At 68.7% G+C, this 23,644-nt stretch carries 20 protein-coding genes; 6 read left to right on the plus strand and 14 right to left on the minus strand.

Annotated elements, in window-relative coordinates; translation table 11 throughout:
* Window positions 1-23: 23 nt before the first annotated feature.
* The 12 genes from DOL89_RS11825 to DOL89_RS11880 all read right to left on the minus strand — a co-directional run bounded on the left by DOL89_RS11825 (window position 24) and on the right by DOL89_RS11880 (window position 14,372).
* Complete coding sequence (locus DOL89_RS11825; RefSeq protein ID WP_119679339.1) at window positions 24-389, minus strand: response regulator; 366 nt, start codon at window positions 387-389, stop codon at window positions 24-26.
* Window positions 386-637, minus strand: a complete 252-nt coding sequence (locus DOL89_RS11830) for a hypothetical protein (protein WP_119679340.1) — start codon at window positions 635-637, stop codon at window positions 386-388. Before DOL89_RS11830 ends, DOL89_RS11825 begins: the two co-directional genes overlap by 4 nt.
* A complete protein-coding gene (locus tag DOL89_RS11835; protein WP_162937471.1) occupies window positions 634-3,165 on the minus strand; it encodes a chemotaxis protein CheA in 2,532 nt (843 codons plus the stop codon). The genes DOL89_RS11830 and DOL89_RS11835 overlap by 4 nt, the downstream gene beginning before the upstream one ends.
* A complete protein-coding gene (locus DOL89_RS11840; protein ID WP_119679342.1) occupies window positions 3,162-3,596 on the minus strand; it encodes a response regulator in 435 nt (144 codons plus the stop codon). Before DOL89_RS11840 ends, DOL89_RS11835 begins: the two co-directional genes overlap by 4 nt.
* Window positions 3,586-4,464, minus strand: coding sequence for a CheR family methyltransferase (locus DOL89_RS11845; RefSeq protein WP_205574573.1), 879 nt, complete (start codon window positions 4,462-4,464; stop codon window positions 3,586-3,588). The genes DOL89_RS11840 and DOL89_RS11845 overlap by 11 nt, the downstream gene beginning before the upstream one ends.
* Before the next feature lie 8 nt (window positions 4,465-4,472).
* The gene (locus DOL89_RS11850; protein WP_119679343.1) at window positions 4,473-5,087 is read right to left on the minus strand and encodes a HEAT repeat domain-containing protein; all 615 of its coding nucleotides are present in this window, start codon (window positions 5,085-5,087) and stop codon (window positions 4,473-4,475) included.
* Entirely contained in the window at window positions 5,074-6,213 is a 1,140-nt protein-coding gene (cheB, locus tag DOL89_RS11855) for a chemotaxis-specific protein-glutamate methyltransferase CheB (RefSeq protein WP_119679344.1), read from the minus strand. Before cheB ends, DOL89_RS11850 begins: the two co-directional genes overlap by 14 nt.
* The gene (locus DOL89_RS11860) at window positions 6,210-7,742 is read right to left on the minus strand and encodes a chemotaxis protein CheW (RefSeq protein ID WP_119679345.1); all 1,533 of its coding nucleotides are present in this window, start codon (window positions 7,740-7,742) and stop codon (window positions 6,210-6,212) included. The genes cheB and DOL89_RS11860 overlap by 4 nt, the downstream gene beginning before the upstream one ends.
* 4 nt (window positions 7,743-7,746) lie before the next feature.
* Window positions 7,747-9,690 carry a methyl-accepting chemotaxis protein gene (locus tag DOL89_RS11865; RefSeq protein ID WP_119679346.1) on the minus strand — a complete coding sequence of 648 codons (1,944 nt, stop codon included), beginning with the start codon at window positions 9,688-9,690 and terminating at the stop codon, window positions 7,747-7,749.
* Between the two features lie 173 nt (window positions 9,691-9,863).
* Window positions 9,864-10,298 (minus strand): response regulator, encoded by a 435-nt coding sequence (locus tag DOL89_RS11870; protein WP_225889775.1) that lies wholly within the window; start codon window positions 10,296-10,298, stop codon window positions 9,864-9,866.
* Window positions 10,282-13,032, minus strand: coding sequence for a PAS domain S-box protein (locus DOL89_RS11875; protein WP_119679348.1), 2,751 nt, complete (start codon window positions 13,030-13,032; stop codon window positions 10,282-10,284). The genes DOL89_RS11870 and DOL89_RS11875 overlap by 17 nt, the downstream gene beginning before the upstream one ends.
* Window positions 13,029-14,372: a sensor histidine kinase gene (locus DOL89_RS11880; RefSeq protein ID WP_162937472.1), complete on the minus strand. Its 1,344-nt coding sequence runs from the start codon at window positions 14,370-14,372 to the stop codon at window positions 13,029-13,031. The genes DOL89_RS11875 and DOL89_RS11880 overlap by 4 nt, the downstream gene beginning before the upstream one ends.
* A 108-nt stretch (window positions 14,373-14,480) precedes the next feature.
* On the opposite strand from DOL89_RS11880, the gene DOL89_RS24895 reads away from it, so the two are divergent.
* The 3 genes from DOL89_RS24895 (at window position 14,481) to DOL89_RS11890 (ending at window position 17,295) form a co-directional block, all read left to right on the plus strand.
* The gene (locus DOL89_RS24895; RefSeq protein ID WP_162937473.1) at window positions 14,481-14,852 is read left to right on the plus strand and encodes a response regulator; all 372 of its coding nucleotides are present in this window, start codon (window positions 14,481-14,483) and stop codon (window positions 14,850-14,852) included.
* A gap of 90 nt (window positions 14,853-14,942) precedes the next feature.
* The gene (locus DOL89_RS11885; RefSeq protein ID WP_119679350.1) at window positions 14,943-15,920 is read left to right on the plus strand and encodes a YeeE/YedE thiosulfate transporter family protein; all 978 of its coding nucleotides are present in this window, start codon (window positions 14,943-14,945) and stop codon (window positions 15,918-15,920) included.
* Window positions 15,921-16,089: 169 nt separating this feature from the next.
* Window positions 16,090-17,295, plus strand: coding sequence for an MFS transporter (locus tag DOL89_RS11890; RefSeq protein WP_119679351.1), 1,206 nt, complete (start codon window positions 16,090-16,092; stop codon window positions 17,293-17,295).
* 2 nt (window positions 17,296-17,297) lie between these two features.
* Here DOL89_RS11890 and DOL89_RS11895 read toward each other — a convergent pair whose 3' ends face one another.
* The gene (locus DOL89_RS11895) at window positions 17,298-18,284 is read right to left on the minus strand and encodes a LysR family transcriptional regulator (RefSeq protein WP_225889776.1); all 987 of its coding nucleotides are present in this window, start codon (window positions 18,282-18,284) and stop codon (window positions 17,298-17,300) included.
* On the opposite strand from DOL89_RS11895, the gene DOL89_RS11900 reads away from it, so the two are divergent.
* On the plus strand, window positions 18,283-19,023 hold the full coding sequence (locus DOL89_RS11900; RefSeq protein ID WP_119679352.1) for a sulfite exporter TauE/SafE family protein: 741 nt from the start codon (window positions 18,283-18,285) through the stop codon (window positions 19,021-19,023). The two genes, DOL89_RS11895 and DOL89_RS11900, sit on opposite strands and share 2 nt — an antisense overlap.
* A 43-nt stretch (window positions 19,024-19,066) precedes the next feature.
* On the opposite strand, the gene DOL89_RS11905 is transcribed toward DOL89_RS11900, so the two are convergent.
* Complete coding sequence (locus DOL89_RS11905) at window positions 19,067-20,833, minus strand: L-lactate permease (RefSeq protein ID WP_119679353.1); 1,767 nt, start codon at window positions 20,831-20,833, stop codon at window positions 19,067-19,069.
* Between the two features lie 347 nt (window positions 20,834-21,180).
* Here DOL89_RS11905 and DOL89_RS11910 point away from each other — a divergent pair, with 347 nt between their 5' ends.
* Both DOL89_RS11910 and DOL89_RS11915 read left to right on the plus strand, forming a co-directional pair.
* Complete coding sequence (locus DOL89_RS11910; protein WP_119679354.1) at window positions 21,181-22,194, plus strand: methyltransferase; 1,014 nt, start codon at window positions 21,181-21,183, stop codon at window positions 22,192-22,194.
* 129 nt (window positions 22,195-22,323) lie between these two features.
* A complete protein-coding gene (locus DOL89_RS11915) occupies window positions 22,324-23,637 on the plus strand; it encodes a short-chain fatty acid transporter (protein WP_119679355.1) in 1,314 nt (437 codons plus the stop codon).
* The last annotated feature ends 7 nt before the right edge of the window (window positions 23,638-23,644 follow it).

Consider the following 23,644-nt stretch of genomic DNA (forward strand, 5'->3'; position numbering starts at 1 on the left):
CTGCCGAAAAATGCCCCACACGGTCATGGCGGCAACAGTCCGCCGACAGCGGACAGCAGGGTCTCGGATCGTGGCGGTTTCGCCAACCATCCGGATGCGCCCGCATTCCGGGATTCCGTTTCCGTCTGCATTTCGCTGGTCAGGACAAGGATTGGGGTGAAGCGTGTCGCCTTCCGCCGCCGCGCCTGCCGCACGAAGGTCAGCCCGTCCATCACGGGCATATTGACGTCGGTGAGGATCAGGGCGGGACGGAGCCCCTCCTCCAACCGGTCCAGCGCCTCCTGCCCGTTCATCGCGGTCTCCACCCTGTAGCCCGCATCGCGGAGCATGGTGGAGAGGGTGAGGATCATGGTGGGGGAGTCGTCGATGACGAGGATGGTCGCAGTCAAATCGCTGGCTTCCCTTCCGCAAGGGCGGGTCCGATCCAGTGTTCCAGGAACGCGTCCCTGGGCACGCCCTGCACGGGCGGCCGGACGGCCATCAGCACCTGGAGAAGCGATGTATGGATATGGCGGCAGCCCGACCAGTCCACCGGAGCGCCCGGATTGGTGAGCAGGAGTTCGAGCAACGTCTCCGCCTCCTCCACCGCGCAGCTTTCCTCCAGGTAGATCACCTCGTTCTCCCACCGCACCGTCACCGCAGGATTTCCTTCACGTCCAGGATGAGGAGGACCTCGCCATTCCCCAGCAGGGTCGTCCCGATATAACCCGGGATACTGGATAACAGCCCGTCCATGGGTTTCAGCACAGCATCCAACCGCTCACCGAACGCATCGACCTCCACCCCGGCCATGCGCCCGTCCACCTCCACCACCAGCACGCGCGCATCCGCCGCCGGGTCGGGTGGCGGAAGGTCGGAGAGGCCGAGCAGGACGCCAAGACGGCGCAGGGGCACCACGCGGTCGCGCAGGACGAAGGTGTCGTGCTGCTTGATGCGGATGATGCGGCTTCGCGGCAGGCGCACCGTTTCCGCCACCACATCCATCGGCACGCCCAGCCGGCGGTTGCCGACCTCCACGGTCAGGATGCGGACCGATGTGAGGCTGAGCGGCAGGGACAGCCGCACCGTGGCGCCCGCTCCCGGCACGGACTGCACCTCCACGCTGCCGCCGGCCTTTTCCATGGCGGCGCGGACGGCGTTCATGCCGACGCCCCGCCCCGACAGCTCCGACACCGCCTCCATGGTGGAGAGGCCGGCGGCGAAGATGAGCTGGATCGCCTCCTCGTCGCTGAGCGCCGCCGTCTGGTCGGCAGTCAGCAGGCCGTTCGCCAGGGCCTTGCGCCGCACGGCGTCCGCATCGATGCCGCGGCCGTCATCCGCGACCTCCACCACCACGCGGTCGCCGCCGCGATAGGCCCGGAGCGTCAGGGTCGCCGTGGCCGGTTTGCCGGCGGCGGCGCGCTGGTCGGGCGGTTCGATCCCGTGATCCAGACTGTTGCGGACAAGATGGAGGATCGGCTCGAAGAGCTGCTCGATCATCGTCTTGTCGGCTTCCGTCCCCTCCCCCTCCAGCACGAGCGTCACGGGCTTGCCCAGCCGGTGGGAGAGATCGCGCACCAGCCTGGGGAAGCGCTGGAAGACCTGACCGATGGGCAGCATGCGGATCTGCAGGACCATGCCGTGCATTTCCCGCGTCAGCCGGTCCAGGCTTCCATGCAGGTCGCGGAGTCCCCGCATCAGCGCAGCATCGCTGCCGCCCTGCCGGGCCATGTCGGCCAACCAGCCGAGGCCGTTCTTGGCGACCACCATTTCCCCGACCAGCCGCATCAGACGATCCACCCTGGCCTCGTCCACCCGGAGCAGACGGGTCGTTCCAGGCTGGCCGGCGCGGTCCTCCGCCGCCGCATCAGGGCCACCGTCGGCGGGTCTGGCCGGGGCCGTGGGACGGCGCTGGCCGATGGCTCGCCGGATCGCCTGGATCAGCGCGTCCGGATCGCCGCCCGAGGCGGCCTTGTAGGCAGCCTCGATCTCCGGCGCCTCGTCCTGCCGCCCCTCGTAGAGAAGCGCATTGATCGCCACCGTGGCGGCGGAGGCGCGACGCCCGGCAAGCTCGTTCTCCGGCACGCCCGACATGGAGAGGAGCCGCACCTGCTCCGCCAGCAGCGTGGCGACGATGCCGGCATGCACCTCCCTTTCCGGGGCGGCGTCCAGCATGGCGGCAATCTCCGCATCCAGCCGGCTGCGCCACGCGGCCGGCATGTCCGGATGCTTGAGCTGCCAGACCATCCAGCGCAGGGCGGATGCCTCCCCGGACTCGGCGGAAAGCCGCGCCCGCAGGGCGGCACAGGATTCCGGCAGCCCTTCGGTCAGCCCCTCCCGCCATCTGCGGGCGATGTCGCGGAAGGAATCGTCCGTCGCGCCGCCGGCATCCTTTCCCCGGACCCGGATCAGCCGGACCGGTTCCACCGCAGTGATGCGGGCCTGGTCGAAAACGTAGCGGAAGACCTCCCGCAGCTCCGTCTCCCCGCCCAGCGCCAGCGCCCTGAAACCCAGCGCGCAGGTGAAGGGGTCCAGCTCGGCCGGGGCGGGCCATGGCGTGCGGGGCTCGATCCGCAGCGCCGCCAGCCCGTGGACATTCCGCAGGATGCGCAACGGATCGTCGCCATTGAAGAAGCAGCCCGGCTCGGGATCGTATTCGACGAGGCAGAGGGCGGAGCCGGGTGCCGCCAGCAGCCGCTCCAGCGCGGCCATGCGCTCCGCCTCCCGGAAGCTGTCGAGCAGGTCGGAAGGACCGGTCTCGTCCGCAGCATCCACGGCCTCGACGGCCCCGTCCTCCGCTTCGGGATCGGCTTGCCGCCGGAGACGCTGAACGAGGCCCGCCGCCTCCGCGTCCGCCCCGGGCGGCAGCGCGTCGCGCGCTTCCAGCGCATCCAGCCAGCGGGCGGTGTGGTCCAGGCACTCCAGCAGCACATCGATCAGGCCGGCGCTGATGGCAAGCCGTCCCCCGCGCACCTGGTCCAGCACATCCTCCGCCGTATGCAGCGCCTGGGTCATGGGGCGGAGATCGAAGATGCCCGACGAGCCCTTGAGGGTGTGGAAGACGCGGAACAGCGCCGCGATGCGCTCGGCGTCGCCGGGCGCTTTCTCCAGCGCCAGCAGGTGTTCGCCCGCTTCCTGGATCTGCTCCCGGCCTTCCGCCAGGAACTGCTGCATCAAGGGGTTCACGCCCGCCCCCCCTTGGGCGCCGGGGCGCCCGTCAGCACGGCGGCATAGAGGATCAGATCGTCCCCGGACACCGGCTTCACCAGATAGCAGTTGGCGCCGGCTTCCCGCGCGGCGGAAAGGTCCTGCACCCCGGCCTCCGTGCTGGCCACCAGGGTGGGGACGGAGGACGCGGCGGGTTCCGCGCGCAAGGCCCGCAGGAAGGCCATCCCGTCCATCTTCGGCATGTTGACGTCGACGACCAGCAGGTCGAAGCGCCGGGTCAGCACCTTTTCCATGGCTTCGATGCCGTTGATCGCCTCCTCCACCTCGAAGCCGGCCCCTTCCAGCGCCGTGCGGTAATAGAGGCGGACGAGCGTGGCGTCGTCCACGACCAGCACCCGCCGGGCTGCCCCCTCCCTCCGCACGAACGGCAACGCCTCCTCAGCCGCCATGGGACGTCCCCACCGGGCGTTGATAGACGATGGCATCGTCGAAACGGCACACCTGGAACAGGGGGGAGATGCGGCTCATCGATTCCGTGTGACCGAGGCAGATGTAGCCGCCGGGAGCAAGGCGGTCGTAAAGATTGTCCGCCGCTTGCCGGCGGGATTTCTCGTCGAAGTATATCAGCATGTTGCGGCAGAATATGACATCGAACTCGCCATGGCGAGCCGTCTCCCCCTGGTCCATGACATTAGCGCGGGTAAAGCGGACGGAGCCGCGCAGATCTTCGGCAAGTCGGTAGCGGCCACCGTCCAGCCGTTCGAAATACTTTCCGATCAGGTAGGGCGACAGGCGCATCAGAGCGCGCTCCGCATAGACGCCCTCCTCCGCGGCCTGGAGGGCGCGGGTGTCGATATCGGTGCCGACGATCTCGATATCCCAGTCATCCACGCTGGGCCAGTTCTCCAGCAGCCAGATGGCGATGGAATAAGCCTCCTCCCCGGTGGAGCAGGGCATGGACCAGATGCGGATCGGCGCGCTTCGCCGCTTCCGGCTGGCGATCTGTCCCAGCAACGCGGAGGTGAGACAGCGGAACTGATGGTCCTCGCGGTAGAAATAGGTCTCGTTGATGGTGAAGGCGTTGATGAGCTGCTCCACCTCCGCCGTGTTGGTCAGAAGCTGACCGAAGTAGCTGATGAAGCTTTCAGCACCCGTGGCGGCCATGCGGTCGCGCAGCCGCCTGTCCACGTAATAGCGTTTGGACTCGCCGAAAATCATGCCGGTCCGGCGATAGAAGAATTCCGTGAAGCGGCGGAATTCCTCATCCCCGATGGCGATGTCGGGCGGGTCTGTCCGGCCTGGGCTGCGGGGCGTCATCCGTCGGGTCAGCCCTTTGTGCCTTCGATCCGGGCGATCGCGACCGATGCGGCGAAGACGACGAAAGGTTCCCCCGCGAACCGGGCGGCGAGGCGGCGCAGGGCGGGCACGGCCTCCCGCGTGCCGACTTCCGCCAGGACGTCCAGTGCGGCGGCGCAGGCGTTGGGATGGGACTCCCGCTCCAGCATCCGGCACAGATGCAGGGTCGCCCGGTCGGCGGGCATGCCGCGGGCAAGCTCGGTGGACAGGACCCGCACATCCGCATCCGGGTCGGCCAGCAGGCTGGGCAGCCAGGGCTCGATATCCGCCGACAGCGCCCGAAGCGCGTCGAGCGCGCCGGTGCGGATTCCGGCATCGTCGGAGCGCAGGCAGGGCACGATCGCCCGGACGGCATCGTCCCCGCCGATGCCGACCAGCGCCGTCAGGATGGCCTGGCGCACCGCCGGTTCCGTCTCCACCCGCAAGGAGTCGGACAGCAGCGGGATCGCGTCGGGACGGGACGCGCAGGCATGCGCCGCCTGCCGCCTGCATCCCGGCTCGGGGGAGCGCAGACCTTCCTCGATATCCTGCGGCGGCGATTCCTGGTGCGCCGCGGGGGCCGGTGTCCGCTTAACGAGAGGCATGGGTCCTGATCCCCTTGACGATGGCGGCGGCAATGTCCGGCAGCGGCGCGACGACATCGGCCCCGTCCCGCCGGACCAGGTCCCCCGGCATGCCCCAGACGATGGCCGTCTCCTCGGCTTCCGCGATGGCATGGCCGCCCCGCGCGCGCAGTTCGGCCATGGTCTCCGCCCCGTCATTGCCCATGCCGGTGAGCAGCACCCCTAACAGCCGGCCCGGCTCGACATGCTGCATGGCGGTAGCAACCATACGGTCCACGCTGGGATGCCAACGGTAGGCGGGGGAGACCGGAACGGACAGCGCCACCAGCCCCGCAGGCCGCCGGCCGATCACCACGTCGGCGTCGCCCTGGGCGATGTAGGCATGTCCGGGAAGCAGCGGGGTCGGCCGGTTGACCTCCATCACGGTCATTGCGCAGGCGCGGTTCAGCCGTTCGGCGAAGATGCCGGTGAACATGGTCGGCATGTGCTGCGCCACCACGACGGGCCATGGGAAGTCGGCGGGCAGGCTGGTCAGGATGGTTTCAACCGCATGCGGTCCGCCGGTGGAGGCTCCCACAAGCACCATCCCCTCCCCGGCATCCCGCATCCCCAGCGGCTCCGGCGCCGGTGGTCGCAGCACGGGCCGGCGCAGGGCGGGCGGACGCGCGGGAGGCGGCGCCGGCGTAGCCAGACCGGATGCCGCCGAGCGGATCTGGTGCCGCACGCGCTCCGCCAGGCGCAGGCTGGAGCGCAGCTTGGCGCGCGAGGCGTCGCGGACCTTCTGCACCAGGGCCGGACGGATCGTGTCGATGCTGAGCGATACCGTGCCCTCGGGCTTGGCGATGAAGTCGACGGCGCCGAGATGCAGCGCCTCCAGCGTCGATTCCGCTCCGGCCTGGGTCAGGGAAGACACCATGACGACCGGGCACGGCGTCTCCAGCATCAGCCGGCTGAGACAGGTCAGACCGTCCATCACCGGCATGTTCACGTCCAGGGTGACGACGTCGGGCTGGAAGCTGCGGGCAAGCTCCAGGACCTCTACCCCGTTGCGCGCCACCGCAGTCTCGAAATCCCCTTCGGCCTCAAAGATGCCCGTGAGCAGCTTTCGCATCAGCGCCGAATCGTCGGCGATAAGAAGACGGATCATTCCCCACCGTCGGCAGCCCCGGATGCCATATCGGCCAAGCTGCCCGCCTCTTCGGCGTTCACCAGGCTCTCAGGCGACAACAGCAGAATCATCCGGTCGGCCAGCCTCGCGATCCGGGTAATCACCTTCGCCTGCTCCGCCGACAACGCCGGAGCCTCGCTGATCGCGTCCACCGGTATGCGCTGCACCCCGGTCACGCCATCCACCAGGAAGCCGATGCGGAGACCACGCAGGGACAGCACGACGATATGACGTTGCGCCGTGCCCGCCGCCGCCATCCCGAAGCGCCGCCGCTGGTCGATGACGGGAAGGACCGCCCCGCGGTGGTTGATGATGCCGGCCATGTGGGCGGGGGCCTGGGGCACTTCGGTCAGCAGCTCCGGCACCCGCACGATCTCGTCCACGGCGCCGATTGGCAGCCCGTACTCCCCCTTGCCCAACCGAAAGACGATGAACTGTTCCGTGACGCCCACGGCCCCGGTTTCCTGTTCCGCCATTGCGGCCTTCTCCTGGCTGGCGCCCGCCGCAAGGGCCTGGATCACCGCATCGCTCCGCAGTAGGTGGCCAGGGGAGAGGATGGAGACCAGCCGCTGCCCGCCTTCAAGGCGGCAGATGGCTTCGATGTCGCCCACGGCGTCGCGCGCCAGCAGGGCCGGCACCGGATCGGCCTCGTCCTCGCGGATGCGCAGGATTTCGCGGGCGCGGTCGATGACCAGCCCCACGGTGGCGTCCGCGTCGGGCGAAATCACCAGCACCTGCGCCCGCTCCTCCCCCGCGCCGCGCGGCAGGCCCAGAAGGGTGCGGGCGGAGACCAGCGGGACCAGACGACCCCGCAGGGTCACCACGCCAAGCACATGGCTCTGCGCATGGGGAACGCGCGATACGTTCGGCGGCAGGGAGACGATCTCCCGCACGGCCGCGATGGGAATCGCATATTCCTGCCGGTCCGCCTCGAAGCTGATCAACAGCCGTTCGGCCACATTGGACCCACGCGCGCCAGCGCGGTCCGCCCTGGCGGCGGGTAGAGGCTGCCGGGCCGTTTTCGCCATGGTCGTGAAAATGCGGTCGAGCGTACGGTCAGGGTCCAGCACCAGCACGGTCGGTTCGCCCTCGCCGGTGCTGTACAGGCCGGCCAGGATTTCGCCCGTCGCATGCTCATCCCCGGCGGCCTCGATCCGGTCGGGGGCGATTTCGACCACGCCCGACAGGCGGTCGGCCAGCAGGGCCACCGGCGTCGCATGCTCGATCACGATCACGCGCGAGGCGGCGGTCGCCTCGGCCCGCGCGGTGCCGAGCAGCCGGTGCAGCCCCACGATGGCCGTGACTGTTCCACGCAGATTGGCCAGCCCCTCGACCCCGGCAGGGCTGAGCGGCACATCCATGATCTCCGGCAGCCGGATGACGCCGCTTACCCGCGACAGCGGGACGGCCAGCCGCTCCGCCCCCACATGGAAGAGCAGATGGGCGCGGTCCTGCGGCATGGCCGGCAGATGCGGCCCCGCTTCGATGTAAGGGGCGATGGGCTCCATCTGATCAGGTGCCGGAATTCTGGAGCTCGTCGGCGAGAGACGAGATTTCCTCGATGGCGGCGGCGAGATCTTCCGTACCGCGGGCCTGCTGGCCGGCCGCAGTGGCGGCTTCCGCGGCGGAGCGGCTGGCCTCTTCGGCGGCGGTGGCGATCTCCTCGGTACCGGCGACGGCCTGCTCCACGGCCTCCAGGACGGCGGCGGCGGCGCGGGCGACCTCGTCATTGCCGGCGCGGAGCGCGTCCGTATCGGTTTCGATGCCGGCCAGGGTGGAGATGATGGTCCTGTTCTTCTGTATCTCGACCTCGGATGCCGCCACGCTCTGCTCCAGCTCCCGCCGGATCAGTTGCACCTGGTCCTGCATGGCGCGCACGGTGTCGCGGACCTGATCGGTGTTCTCCGCCGATTCCTGGGCCAAGTTGCGGATGTCGCCCGACACCACGGCGAAACCGCGGCCATGCTCACCCGCCCGCGCCGCCTCGACCGAACCGCTGACGGCCAGCATGTTCGTCTGGATGGAGACCCGGTCGATGGTCCCGACGATCTTGTCGATCCGGCGGCCAACCTGTTCCAACGCGACCACCAGGCCCACGGCCTGCCGGGTCTGGCCCAGCGCCCGCTCGACGCCGGCGATCATCGCCTCCACATCGCCGCGGCCCTCCCGGACCAGCGTCGACAGCGTATTCACGCCCTGAAGGGCGTCGGCCGCGCTGGCGCGGGTCGAGCTGGCGTTCCGCTCGATCTGCGACAGGGCGGCGCTGGACTGCTGGGCGGCGGCGGCCTGCTGCTGGGCGCCGCGGCTGATCTGGTTGATCGCCGCCATGATCTGGGTGGCGGCCCCGGACAGCTCCTGCACCGTGGCCGACAGCTCCTCCGACGCCGAAGCCACCTCCTCGGCGCTGCGGATCAGGTCGGCGGCCTGACCCAGATCCTCGGCGAGGGTGGCAAGTTCGTGGGCGGCGGCCTGGGCCTGGTCCAGCGCCTGGGCCTGCTGCCCCAGCCCGCGCAGGGATTCCTCGGTCGCGGCCGACTGCTCCTCCGCCGCGGCGGCGATCTGCTCGGCTCCCTTCTGAACCTCGCGCGCCGCCCGCTCCGCCTCCTGGGCGGAGGCCAGGATGCCGATGCTGCCCTCGACCAGGGTAGTCATCCCGGTGCGGATGCGTTCCAACGTGACGGCGACCTTGCGCCCATTCTCCGCCTCGGCGCGAGCCGCGGTCGCGGCGGCGGTGATGCCGGTCACGATGCCGTCCACCTCCTGCTGGATGCGGGCGACCAGGTCGGTGATCTCGCGCGCGCTCTTCTCCGCGGTTTCGGCCAGTACCCGCACCTCGTCCGCGACCACGGCAAAGCCGGCGCCGGCCTGTCCGGCCCGTGCCGCCTCGATTGCGGCGTTCAACGCCAGCAGGTTGGTCTGGTCCGCGATGTGGGCGACGGTTCCCACCACATTGCCGATGCTGGCGGCCTGACGCTGGAGGTCCTGCACAAGCGCCACGGAGGCGGACTGCCGGTCCGCATTGGCCCCGATGGCGGCGATGGCTGCCGCGACCTGGGTTCCGCTTTCCGCCAGCACGATCTGGAGGTTCTCTGTCTTCAGCCGCGCCGCGCTTGCCCGCTCGCGGGCCTGCGCGAAGGAGGCCGCGATCTGGTTGATGGCGGCCAGGGATTCGTGCGAGGCGCTGGACGCCTGCTCAGCGCCCCGCGATATCTGTTCCATGGCGCGGCGGAGCTGCTCCGCCGCGGAGGCCGCCTGCGTGATGCTGCTGGCCATCTCGGCCGAGGCGGTGCCCAACCGTTCCGCCACCTGCTGCTGGCGCGCCTGCGACCGGGCGCGCTTGCGCTGGGCCGTGGCGCGGGCATTGGGGGCCTGCACGGGCGTCCTGTCTTCCGGCGCAGCGACGGTCCGTTCGGCGGCATTCTGCGTGTCGAACCGTGACTTCTTCACCAACGTCATACGGACCCCTGATCAGGCGGAGGACTGGCTGGGCGGATGCCGGCCGGAATGGGCCGGGCAGGTGCGGAATTGCACCATATCCAGCTAATGGAAGGGCCGCAATGCGTCCGCCCTAGAACGATCCTAATAACACCAATGGGTTAGCCTGATCGCGCGGGCAAGCCCGATCCGGTTCACTGCCGCGCGGGTCCCTCGTTGAGTACGGTCCAGTACAGGCCCGCCGTCTTGATCATCTCCAGCAGCCCGTCGAAGTCGACCGGCTTCACCAGATAACTGTTGGCCCCGAGCTCATAGGCGCGGGCGACATCATGGTTCTCCCGCGAGGAGGTGAGGACCACGACAGGCGTGCGCCCCAGCGGGGCCGGCTGGGCGCGCAGCCATTCCAGCACCTCAAGGCCGGAGCGGCGCGGCAATTTCAGGTCCAGCATGATCAGGGCCGGCGGACCGGCATTCCCGCCCATGCCGGACAGGTAAGCGACGGCCTCGTCCCCGTCGCCGACCACGGACAGCGGGTTCATCAGCTTGGCCTTGCCGAAGGCCCGCCGGATCAGGAGCTGGTCGTTGGGATCGTCCTCGACCAGCAGGATCGGCTCAACCCTGTCCGTCATCATTCCCTCCCGCAAGTTCAACCCAGAAGCGGCTGCCGCCGCCGGGCTGCGATTCCACGCCGGCCTCCCCGCCCATGCGTTCCACCCCGCGCCGCACGATGGCGAGGCCGATGCCGGTTCCCGGATATTCGGTCATGCCATGCAGGCGCTGGAAAACCTGGAAGATGCGCGCCTGATGCTCCGGCGCGATTCCGATCCCGTTATCCTCCACCCACAGCCGGACCCGCGGCCCGTCCTCGGCCCGGATACGGACCTCCGGCTGCCGGCCCAGGGGCACGAACTTCACGGCGTTGGAGATCAGGTTCGCCAGCACCTGCACCAGCACGCCGCGATGCGCCACGACCATGGGCAGGGGGTCGTCCACCGTGATCCGCGCGCCCGATTCCCTGATGAAAGCGTCCAACTGGCGCAGCGCCTCTGCCACCGCCTGTCCCGTGAAGACCGGAACAAGGGTCAGCTCCTCGCGGCTGATCCTGGCATAGGCCAGCAGATCCTGGATCAGCATGTCCATGCGGGAGGCGCTGTCGCCGATGCGGGCCAGATAATCTCGCGCAGTCTCGTCCAGGGCCTCCCCGTAATCCTCGACCAGGGCCTGACTGAAGCCCCGCATGCTGCGCAAGGGCGCGCGGAGGTCGTGGGCGACGTTGTGGGCGAAGCCCTCCAGTTCGGCGTTGGCGTCGGCAAGCTGGCGGGTGCGCTGCTCCACCCGTTGCTCCAGGTCCGCCGCCAGACTCCGCACCTCTTCTTCCGCCCGCTTGCGGTCGGTGATGTCGCGGGACACGCCGATCACGCCGATGATCCGGCCATCCGCATCCCGTAGCGGCGTCTTCGCCGACAGGAACACATGCGCGCCGTCCCCGTCCCGCACCTCCTCCTCCATCAACACCGGTTCCCCGCTTTCCACCACGCTCCGGTCCACAGCGGTGACCGCGGCGGCCACGTCGGGCGGAAGGAGGTCGGCATCGCGGCGCCCGATCACGGCGAGCGGATCGGTCTTGAAGAACTGCGCCGTGCACTTGTTGACCAGCATGTAGCGGCCATCCAGGTCCTTGGCGAAAATGGGATCGATGGCTCCGTCGATCACCGACTGGAGGAAGCGGGCCGCATCCGCCGCCGCCCGCTCCGCCGCCTTGCGGTCGGTGATGTCGATACAGGCGGCATAGATGTAGCGCTTGCCGCCGATTTCGACGAGCTTGGCCCGTATGGCGACCTCCCGCACGGCTCCGTCCCGTGTCCGCCACCGCGTCTCGAACAGTTCCGCCTCTTGTCCAGCGGTGATGGCCGCCTTCCGCCTTTCCAACAGTTCGGGCGTGAGGTTCAGGTCGTAGTCGAGCGGGGTCAGCCGGGCGAAATCCTCCCGCCCGTAGCCGGCCATGGCGGCGGCGCGGTCGTTGAATTCCTTCGGGGCCAGGGTCTCGATATCGTGCAGCAGCAGGCCGACCGGCACCGTGTCGAACAGCGCCCTGTACCGCGCCTCGCTGTCCCGGAGCGCAGCTTCGGCGTGTTTCCGTTCCGCCACGTCGCGCATCAGGCCGGTATAGAAGCGCTCTCCGTCCGCGTTCCATTCGGCTACGGATATTTCAAAGGGAAATGTCGTTCCGTCCTTGCGTCGTCCCTCAAGCTCCCGGCCGATGCCGATGATTCGCTTCTCGCCATGGCGGGCATAGCGCTCCAGATGCCCTGAATGGGTTGCGGCGTCCTTTTCCGGCATCAACATCGTGACCGATTGTCCCACCACCTCCGCGGCGGAATAGCCGAACAGACGTTCAGCGGCCGGGTTGAAGGAGCGCACGATTCCCTGCTGGTCGATGACCACGATGGCATCGACTGCGGTGGTCACGATGGCACGGTGCTGCGCCTCGCTACGGGCCAGGGCCGCCGCCGCGGATCGCGCGCCGGCCGCCGCCTCTCCGGCCAGGACGCGCCCACGCAGGGCAACTCCCAGCATCAAGGACAGGGCGGTTCCCAGCACAAGCATCAGATGGGGAAGCGTGGTGTCCGGAGCGGGAGATCCCATGACGACCTGCCAGCGCACGCCGCCCAGCCGGAACTCCCGGGCAATCACCCCGCCCTCTTCGGGGCCGGGAATGGAGATTGCCGCGATGCCGTCCGCGGTGACCGATAGCGAATGGCCGACCGCGACTTCCTGCAGCTCGCGTTCGAACAGCCGGCGCAGGTCGATGGCCGCAAAAGTAAAGCCCTGCTCATCCTGTCCGTCGCGGATGGGAACGATGCCCAGGACACCCTGCCCGCCGACCGCCAGCTCCACCGGCTGGGTGAAAGCGCGGCCATGCATGCCGGCCCTTTCGTAAGCCGCGACGCGGACCGGATCGGTCGTGGCATCGAAGTTCAATGCGGCCTCGTTTCCGTCCCGGGGATACACCCATTGGGCCCGGAGATCCGGCCCTACCCATCCGACCACCCGGAAGCTGGGATAGCTCTCCCGAAGCACTTCGGCTTCCAAGTCGAATTCGGCCCTGGTGCGGTCGCCATGCCGTTCCCAACGAAGCGCCATGCGGCGCAGCGCCTCGAGACGTTCGCCCAGGCTGGCCGCCACGATGCGCGTCGCAGTTCCCAACTCAGCCCAGGCCGCGCGGGCGGCGGCTTCACGCTGGTCCGCCAACAGGGCCTGCCAGGCCGCCAGCGTGACCAACAGCCCGGCGAGAGCCGCCGCCAGCGGAAGCCATACCGCCCGTCCGGGACGTAATCCGTCCTTGTCCGGTCCTGTCCTCATGCAGACTCGCCGCTCGGCGGCACATCCACGCGGACGGTGGTTCCCGCACCGACCGAGACGGTGAGCGTGGCCCTGACCTGGGCCGCCAGTTGCGGCACCACCCGGGCCCCGATTCCAGCCCCTTTCCGGGCCTGGTAGATGTCCGCCGGCGCGCCGATCCCGTCATCCGCCACCGTCAGCGTAAATCCGCCCTCCTCCGTCCTGGCGGCGAAAATCCGGATATGTCCGGCGCGGCCTTCCGGAAAGGCATGCTTGTAGGCGTTGGTGACCAGTTCGGTGGCCAGTAGGCCGAGCGGTATGGCGGTATCAATGGGCAGGCTGAGTTCGGGCGCGCTTTCCACGGTGACCACGACCTCCGGCCGCACGCGCACGGCGGCCGCGGCGTCCGCAAGGTCGCGCAGATAAGCGGCCACGTCGATTCCTTCGAAATCGTCGCCCCTGTGCAGGCGCTGCTGGACCAGCGCCAGGGTCCGCAGCCGCTGGCTCACATCGTGGAAGCCCTCCTTCACCGCCGGATCGGAATGCTTGCCGGCCTGGAGGAGAAGCAGCGCGTCCATGACCTGCAGGTTGTTGTAGACGCGGTGGTACACCTCCCTCAGCAGGGTCTCCGACCGGCGGACCGCATTCCTCAGCGCCGTCACTTCCGTCAGCACGCACTCCACCTCTCCGTCGGCTCCAGGCGCGGAATGAGCGTCCAGCAGGGCGGCGCGGTCCTCTCCGAAGGCGACTTCCAGCCCCTTGATCGCGACGCCCCCCTGTCCGGACCAGAGATCGCGCAACGCCGGCGCGGAGAGCATGTCCAGAAGATTCGCGGCGCCGGCGCCGCCATCCTCGTCCAGGCCGAGCATCCGCAGGGCCGCGGGATTGGCCGCCGTCATGGCCCCGTCGGGACGGCAGGTGATCATGCCGACCGTGGCGGCACGGCGGAGCGCCACGTTGCGCGCCTCGGCCCGCCGGCGCGCTCTCCGATCCTCCACCCGGCGGGCCAGCCCCTCCAGCGCCGCCACGAGGCGCGGCACGCGCGAGGGGTCCTTGAGGAAATAGTCATCTATCCCGGCTCGCAGCACGTCCACCGCCCCCTCCTCTCCCAAGGAGCCGGTGAACATGACGACGCCGCAGTCGGGATGCACCCTGCGGATACGGCGGAACACCTCCAGCCCGTCGGCCCAGCCCAGCGAATAGTCGATCACCGCGACATCCGGTTCCGTGGCGGCGAGCGCGCTGTCCAGCTCGGCAGCCGTCCCGGCCTCACGGATGCGGACGTCGCCAATGGACTGCTGCACCCCGCGACGCACCAGCGCTCGGTCATCCGGGTTGTCATCGACAAGCAGGATGTCCACGATTATATCCCTTCTTCCGCACCAACTCTTGTCGAACAGCGGATGGCCCCGGTTGGGCACGGTCCGATTTTCCGCGTTACCGGGTCGATGATGCCGACGAACGATTCCGTGCATGCGCCCGCATGCGTTCTCCTGGTCGAGGATGAGGCACTGATCGCCATGCAGCTGTCCATGCTGCTGGAGGATGCGGGCATTTCCGTCTGCGGCGTTGCCGCCGCCGCAGCCCAGGCGATGGATCTGGCCGCAAAAGCGCAGCCGCGGGCGGCGGTCGTCGATATCCGCCTGGGCCCGGGGCCGGACGGGATCGAGGTGGCCCGGCATCTTCAGGACCTGTACCGGTGCAGGATCATCTTCGTCTCGGGCTCGGGGGAGCGGGAGACAGTGGACCGCGCCCGGACCATCGAAGGATCGGTCTTCATGCAGAAGCCGGTGGACCCGGATGCCCTGATCCGCCGCCTGAAGGAACTCTTTGCCGCTTGAGGCGGGACCGGTTCCCACGTCTTTCCTGTTGACTCCCCGACCACGGGGAAAATTCGCCCGGGATCGGCAGCCGCCAGTCACACCCGACCGATGTCAGCTCTTTATATCAAGTTCCTGCTATCCATTCCCCTCGCCTTTCTGCTCGGCTTCGCGGCCCAGAAGGGGAGCATCTGCGCGGTGCGGGTCGTCGAGGACCTGCTCCGGGGCCGCTTCCGCCAGCTCGTCGCCGTGCTGTGCTGCTCGCTCTGGGTGCTCGGGGTTACGGTGCCGCTGGCCTGGATCGTACCGGGCAGCACGCTCGCCATCGCGATGCCGGTGACGCTGTCGATGGTCGTGGGCGGCATCGCCTTCGGGATCGGGGCCGTCGTGAACGGCGGATGCGCCATCAGCACCCTTACCCGTTGTGCGGCCGGGGATGTCTCCCGCGCCTTCACGGTGCTGGGCATGGCCCTGGGCCTGATCCTTCTCGGCGTCGCGGGCGGGTCGCTGGACCCGGACAGCTCGACCGGCCGGCTCAGCCCGCTGGCCTCTCCCAGCCCGCCGGCCTGGGTCCTCATCGGTGGCGCCGTGCTCACGGCAGGCGCCGTCCTGCTGCGGACGAGAAGGGACTGCGGGTGGAGGAACCTGCTCCGGCAGCGATCCTGGGACCCTGTCGTGGCGACCACCCTGATCGGGCTGTCGGGCGGCACCCTGTACGCCCTGCACGGCCCCTGGATGTACACCAGCCTTCTTCCCCACGCACTGAACCAATCCGTGTCGCCCGATGGCGTCCCGGTCTGGGAGATGCTGGTGCTGCTGGCGGCGGTCATGGCCGGCGCAGCCTGGGCGGCATTCCTGTCCGGGCGGAGCCGGCTGAGGATCAGCGTCGGGCAGGCGGGGCGCTGCATGTTCGGCGGCGGGCTGATGGGAGTGGGCGGCGCGCTGTCCATCGGCGGCAACGACGTCATGGTCCTGCATACCATTCCAGCCCTGGCCCCCAGCGGAATCGCCGGCCTCGCCGCGATCTTCCTGGGCTCCCTCGCCGCCATCCTGGCGAACCGCGCATATCGCCGGCTCCTGGCGCGATAGGCTGTCCAGCAAACCGTTGCATGCCGGAACGGCTGAACTGCCATGCGGCTTACGCTGCATCGCAACATGGCCAGGGTGGTTGAATGCGGGGCGGCATTGCTGCCACATCCTAAATAGTTCAAGGAGATGGAGGTCGGGCCGCCGAATGGGGCCCGCTGGAGATGGTTTCATGACAGAGACAATGACGCAGCGCACAACCCGACCGGGGCTGGTGCTCTTCGCGCTTGCCATGGGCGGGTTCGCCATCGGCACGACCGAGTTCGCGGTGATGAGCCTGGTACCCTATTTCGCCGAGGGCCTCGGGATCGACGAACCCACGGCGGGCCATGTGATCAGCGCCTATGCGCTGGGCGTGGTGGTGGGCGCGCCGATCATCGCGGTGCTGGCCGCCCGGCTGTCCCGGCGCACCCTGCTTCTCGGCCTCATGGTCCTGTTCGCCGTCGCCAATGTGTTGAGCGCGCTGGCCCCCTCCTATGGCTGGATGCTGGCCTTCCGGTTCCTGAGCGGCCTGCCCCACGGGGCCTATTTCGGCGTGGCGGCGCTGGTGGCCGCGTCGCTGGTGCCGGCCAACCGCCGCACGCAGGCGGTGTCCCGCGTCATGCTGGGGCTGACCGTCGCCACCGTGATCGGCGTGCCGCTGGCGAACTGGATGGGGCAGGCGCTGGGATGGCGCTGGGGCTTCGGCGTGGTCGGCGTCCTGGCCGCCATCACCGTGGCGCTGGTCTGGGCGCTTGCGCCGAAGGACCGGCCGCAGCCGGGCGCCAGCCCGCTGCGGGAGCTGGGCGCCCTGAAGCGCCCGCAGGTCTGGCTGACCCTGGGCGTCGGCGCCATCGGCTTCGGCGGCATGTTCGCCGTCTACACCTATCTCGCCAACACGCTGATGGCGGTGACGGGGGTGTCGCCGGAGATCGTGCCGCTGGTCCTGTGCGTGTTCGGTCTGGGCCTGACGGCGGGCAATCTCATTGCCGCCTGGGCGGCCGACCGGGCCCTGATGCCCACGGCCGGCGGCCTGCTGCTGTGGAGCGCGGCATCCCTGGCCCTGTTCCCCTTCGCCGCCGGCAATGTCTGGGCGGTCACGCTGACCGTGTTCCTGATCGGCTGCGGCGGCGGTCTCGGCACCGTGCTCCAGACCCGGCTCATGGATGTGGCGGAGGATGCGCAGACCCTGGCCGCCGCCCTGAACCACAGCGCCTTCAACACGGCGAACGCGCTGGGTCCCTGGCTGGGGGGCATGTCCATCGCGGCTGGCCACGGCTGGACCTCCACCGGCTGGGTGGGCTGCGCCCTGGCCCTGGGCGGCTTCGCCATCTGGGCCGTCTCCGTCCTGGCCGACCGCCAGCGGCCGGAAGCGGTTCTGTCTTCGCCCGGCGCCTGACTTCAGCCGCCGCCTTCCCCCGCCGCGGTCAAGCAAGCCAGAAGGCGGGTGGCAGGCGGGGAGAGGTGGGCGCGGCTGCGCATGCAGATGACGAGCTGCCGCACCGCCCAGGGCTCCGCCAGGGGAATGATGCGCAGCCGGCCGGGATCGTGCCGGAGCGCCGCCGCCTCCGGCACCACGGCCAGCCCGACGCCCCTTGAGACAAGCCGGCAGATGCCGCCGAAATCGCCCAGCCTGACCCGCACATCCATGCGCCGGCCGAGCTTGGCGGCATGGTCCTCAAGATGCAGGGTCAAGGCGCTCTGCGCCGGAAGCCCGACCAGCCGCTCCTCCAGCAGGTCGCGGAAGCGGATGCTGTCCCGGCCAGCGGCCGGATGGGCCGGGGGCGCTGCCACCACCAGCCGGTCGAGCCGGAACGGAACCGTTTCCAGCCCCTCCGTCCCGGCATGGGCGGCCAGCACGCCGAGATCGGCCGCCCCGGCGGCCACCAGCTCCACGATCCGGCGGCTGGGCAGCACCTGAAGCTCCACATCGACCGGTAGATTCCCGGCCAGGAAGTCGGCGAGAGGGTCGGGCAGGAATTCACTGGCCGCGACGGTGTTCGCCAGCAGCTTCAGCCCGACCCGCAGCCCGGCGGCATAGCCGGCCAAGTCGCCGCGCATCCGTTCCACCTGCGCCAGGACCACCCGCGCATGGTCGGCCAGCACCTGCCCCGCGGCGGTCGGCGTCACGCCGCGCGGCATCCGCCCCAGCAGCGGCGCGCCCAGCGTCTGCTCCATGCCGCCGATCCTGGCGCTGGCGGAAGCCAGCGCCAGGTTGGACCGTTCCGCCCCGCCGGTGATGCTGCCGCATTCCACCACATTCAGGAACAGGCGGAGATCCACCAGATCGAACCGCATCCGCACCCCACTCCCTTCGTTCTGGACGAAGGCTACGCTCGGGCAATCCGCATTGCCAGCCCCAAGCCGGGCGCGCAGATTGCCCGGCATGGAAACAACTCTGATCCTTCTCACCGCTGCCGTGTTCGTCCTGGCGGGCTTCGTCAAGGGCGTAGTCGGGCTGGGCCTGCCGACCGTGGCGCTGGCGTTGCTTGGCCTGATGATGTCCCCGGCCGAGGCCGCCGCCCTGCTGGTGGTGCCGTCCGTGGTCACCAATATCGGCCAGATGCTGGATGGCGGTCCCCTGCGCCCGATCCTGCTGCGGCTTCTGCCGATGCTGGCCGGGATCTGCGCTGCGACCTTCGTGGCCGCCTTGGTGCTGCCCGCTGCGACGGGGGAGTGGGCCAGCGGGCTGCTAGGGCTGGCGCTGGCTGTCAGCGCCGCGATGAATCTGCTGAAGCTGGAGCCGGGCATACCGCATGGCCGGGAGAAGCCGACCGCGGTGGCGGTAGGGGCGGTGAACGGCGTCGTCACCGTCGCGACCGGCGTGTTCGTGATGCCGTCGGTGCCCTTCCTGCGGGCGCTGAACCTGCCGCGGGACGATTTCGTCCGGGCGCTCGGCCTGTCCTTCACCGTGTCCAGCACGACGCTGGCGCTTGCCCTGATGGCCCAGGGGGTGTTCCGCAGCGACGTGGCGCTGGGGTCGGCGCTGGCCTTGCTGCCCGCCCTGGCGGGCATGAAGGTCGGTGCGCTCTGCCGTCACCGGCTGGCCGGACCGGTCTTCAAGACCTTGTTCGACAGCAGCCTGCTGCTGCTGGGTCTTTTCATGATTGCCAAGGCATTGGGCTGAGGGACCGGCGGGCGAGGCCGCCGGTCCCCCGGTGCCTTGAGCCTTACGCGGTCTTCGCGCGGCTGTTGTTGCCGCTCATCCGCATGGCGGCCAGGACGATGACGGCCCAGACCGCCGCCGCGATCCACCAGAGGATGTTGCCGGACAGGAAGCCCATGCCCAGCAACCCGGCCTGGATCACATAGTAGGTCATGGGGATCAGCGCCATGCGGATCAGGTCGCCCTCACGGTTGACCAGACCGACGGTGGCCGAGGCGGCGACCACATTGTGCACGCAGATCATGTTGCCCGCAGCACCGCCGACCGCCTGCAGCGCCACCACGACCGCAGCGCCGGCGGCGCTGAGCCCGATATTGACGGCGGTGGAGAACTGGAACAGCGAGAACATCATGTTGCTGACAGTGTTCGAGCCGGCGATGAAGGCGCCCATCGCCCCGATCCAGGGCGACACCAGCGGCCAGCTCTCACCCACCAGATCCGACACGCCGGCGGCCAGCACCAGCGGCATGCTGCGCAGGTCGCCCGCGGCGGAATTGATGAAGACCTGCACCATCGGCACGGCCAGCAACAGGGTCGGGCCGGCCTTGATCATGGTCGATCCGGCCATGCTCCAGGCCCGGCCGTAGCTGCCGCCCTGGCCCATGCCGTGCCAGGCCCAGGTGATCAGCGACACCAGGATGAAGATGAAGCCCGGCAGGTAGAAGGGCTGCGAGCTGGCATTCAGCGAGGTGCCGAACACGCCGGTCCAGGCCAGGGTCAGCGCCGGCGAGGTAAGCAGACCCTTCAGATCCGGAATGACGCGGGTGGCCACCAGCAGCAGCGAGACCAGGACATAGGGCATCCAGGCCTTCAGCAGCGACATGCGCTGGCCGTGCTCGGCCACATGCTCCACCTTCTCCAGGCTGCCGGACCAGCGCTCCTCCCACTCCGGCCGGGGCGGGAAGTCGAAGACGTCCTTCGGCATGAAAAGGCCGGCGCGGGCCGCAGGCACCACGATCAGCAGGCCGATCAGACCGCCCAGCAGCGACGGGAACTCAGGCCCGAAGAGCGCGGCCACGATGTAATAGGGGATGGTGAAGGCGAGACCGGCGAACAGCGCGAACGGCCAGATCCGGAAGCCTTCCGCGAAGGACCGGTTGGCCCCGAAGAAGCGCGTCAGCATGGACACCATGATCACCGGGATCAGGAAGCCGATGATGGCGTGCGTCAGCGCGACCTGGGTCGCGATGGTGTAGAGATAATCGATGAACGGCATGTCGCCGATGGCGCTGGTCACCACCTGCTGACCGTTCAGACCGGTATTCACGCCCACCAGCATCGGGGTGCCGACAGCGCCGAAGGATACCGGCGTGCTCTGGATGATCAGGGAGGACAGCACCGCCGCCATGGCCGGGAAGCCGATGGCCAGCAGCAGCGGGGCCGCGATGGCCGCTGGCGTGCCGAAGCCCGACGCGCCCTCGATCAGGGAGCCGAACAGCCAGGCGATGAGGATGGCCTGCACCCGGCGGTCCGGCGAGATGGCGATGAAGCCACGCCGGATCGCATGAATGGCCCCGCTCTCCTCCAGCGTATAGAGCAGAAGAATTGCGCCGAAGACGATGAACAGGATGTTCAGCGCGGTGACCACACCGACTACCGAGGCCGCCCCCACCAGCGCCGGGGCCGTGCCCCACACCAGCAGCGCGATGGCCGCCGTCACGACGAAGGTTACTGCCATGGTGGTCCGCGCCGACCAGCGCAGAACAACCAGTAACAAGAACACGACCGCGATCGGCACCAAGGCCAGGAAGAAGTGAAGTGAAGACTCCATGCGCTGCTCCCGCCACACTAAAGGATAGGGGCGGAGCCGTACAACAGCCCGTTACAGACGGTCAATGGGCCTTTGGTATCATTCATTGTTGCGCTGCACCAAGAGTTTGGACCGATCCTCATCAGTATCAATGCTGCACACCCGAATAGGATATCCTGATCGGGAAGCCAGGATTCCGTCGCCTCTGGATTACTCCGCGAGGACGCGGACGCAGAAATGCAACGGAAACGGAGCGGGCGCATCACAACCTCGCCGGGCCGCGCCACGGAGCGGGGAGTGGGAACCGTCCGGACCTGCAACGACAGACCGGGCTGCCTCTGGGCAGCCGCGAACGGGAGTTTCCGAGCATGCACACCCAATCCTATGCGCCGTCGGAATTCGGCTTCGCCATGTCCCACCACCTCTGGATGGCGCGCTGCGTCTGGCTGGCGGCGCGCCTGCGCCTCGCCGACGCCATCGGTGAGCGCCCGGTGGATATCGACACGCTGGCCCGCCGGACGGAGACGGAGCCGGCGCCGCTGGCCCGGCTGATGCGGGCGCTGGCCGCCTATGGCGTCTTCACCCGCAATGCCGACGGCACCTTCGGGCCGAGCGCCCTGTCGGACACGCTGCGTTCGGACAGTCCAGGGTCGCAGCGGGCCTTCATCGACGCCGTCCTGGGGCATGAGCATTATGATGCCTGGGGCGCCGTGGAGGAGACGCTGCGCACCGGTCACACAGCTTTCGATGCCCGGTTCGGCATGCCGGTGTTCGACTGGTTCAGCGACCATCCCGCCGACGGTCGCCGCTTCGGCGAAGCCATGACCAGCGTGACCGAGACGATGGAGGCGGCCATCCTGGCTGCCCACCAGTTCCGGCCCTTCACCTGCGCGGTGGATGTGGGCGGCGGCCATGGCAGCCTGCTGCGCCATATCCTGGCCCGACATCCGGACTCGCGGGGAATCGTCTTCGACCTGCCGGAGATCGTGGCGGACGGACGGCGGCAATGGGAAGAAACCCCGGAAGGGGTGCGGATGGAAGCGCGGGGCGGCGACTTCTTCAGCGCGGTTCCAGCCGGGGACCTCTATACCCTGAAGTTCATTCTGCACGACTGGGACGACAACTACGCCCTGCGCATCCTGCGCAACATCCGGGCGTCCGCCCTGCCGGGCGCGCGGCTCGCGGTGATGGAGATCCTGCTTCCGGAAGCCAGCGAACCGCACCCCGGCTGGCTGATGGACATGAACATGCTGGTCATGACCGGTGGGCGGGAGCGGACGGCCAAGGAATATGCCAGCCTGCTGGCAGAGGCCGGCTTCCGCTTGGACCGCATCACCCCGACCAAGGCGCCCATGAGCGTGGTGGAGGCAATCCTGGCCTGACCGGCCCTGCTCCCCGATCCGGCAAGCATCTGAACGAATTAGCAAAAAGACTTGTGGCGCGGAGCGCGCGCGCCCTCTAACACTGCACACCGGAATGTTCCTGTTCGGATAAGAGGAAGGGAGGCCTCGATGTTCGGTGTGCTCACGCGCTCCTCGACGAAACTCACTGAACGCTATCTGCCGGACCCGTTCGTCCTGGTGCTGCTGCTGACGGCGGTGGTTTTCCTGGCAGGACTAGCGTTCGAGCAGCAGTCGCCGGTGGCCATGGCCCGACACTGGGGCGACGGCTTCTGGAAGCTGCTTGAGTTCAGCATGCAGATGCTGCTCGTGCTGGTCACCGGCTTCGTCCTGGCCAGCACGCCGGTATTCCGCCGCATACTGGCGACGCTGGCAGGGCTGGCGAAGTCGCCTGGGCAGGCGATCATCCTGGTCAGCGTGGTGTCGCTGGCCGCAAGCTGGATCAACTGGGGATTCGGACTGGTCATCGGCGCCCTGTTCGCCCGCCAGCTCGCCCGCGTGGTCAAGGTCGATTACCGCCTGCTGATCGCCTCCGCCTATAGCGGTTTCGTGATCTGGCACGGCGGTATTTCAGGGTCCGTTCCGCTGGTCATCGCAACCGAGGGGCACTTTACCCAGAATCTGATCGGCGTGATCCCGACCAGCGAGACCATTTTCGCGTCCTATAACCTGATCATCTGCCTGGCCCTGCTGGTGCTGGTCCCGCTGACCAACCGCATGATGATGGGCCACGGTGCCAACCCGATCCATGTCGACCCCGCGAAACTGCAGGAGCCGGAGCCGGAGGTGCCGACCGTGATGGAGCGGCCGGCCGACTATCTGGAGCACAGCCGGATCGTCTCCCTGGTCATCGGCGTGCTGGGCCTTGGCTATCTCGCCATCTACTTCGTCGAGAAGGGGTTCGCGCTGAACCTCAATATCGTCAACTTCACCTTCCTGTTCCTGGGCATCATCCTGCACGGAACGCCCTTCCGCTTCCTGCACAGCCTGCAGGAGGCCATCAAGGGTGCGGCCGGCATCGTCGTGCAGTTTCCCTTCTATGCCGGCATCATGGGCATGATGGTGGGGTCCGGCCTGGCGCAGGACCTGTCGGCCTGGTTTGTCTCCATCTCCACCGCGGATACGCTGCCGCTCTTCACCTTCTGGAGTGCGGGCCTGCTGAACATCCTGATCCCGTCGGGCGGCGGGCAGTGGGCGGTGCAGTCGCAGGTGATGCTGCCGGCGGCCATCGAGCTTCAGGCCGATCTTGCCCGTACCTCCATGGCCATTGCCTGGGGCGATGCCTGGACCAACATGATCCAGCCCTTCTGGGCCCTGCCGGCGCTTGCCATCGCCGGGCTGCGGGCCAAGGACATCATGGGCTATTGCCTGATCATCCTGCTGGTGTCGGGCGTGGTGATCTCGCTGGGGCTGCTGTTCCTCTGAACGGCTC

The organism is Indioceanicola profundi (assembly GCF_003568845.1).
Lineage (GTDB): Bacteria > Pseudomonadota > Alphaproteobacteria > Azospirillales > Azospirillaceae > Indioceanicola > Indioceanicola profundi.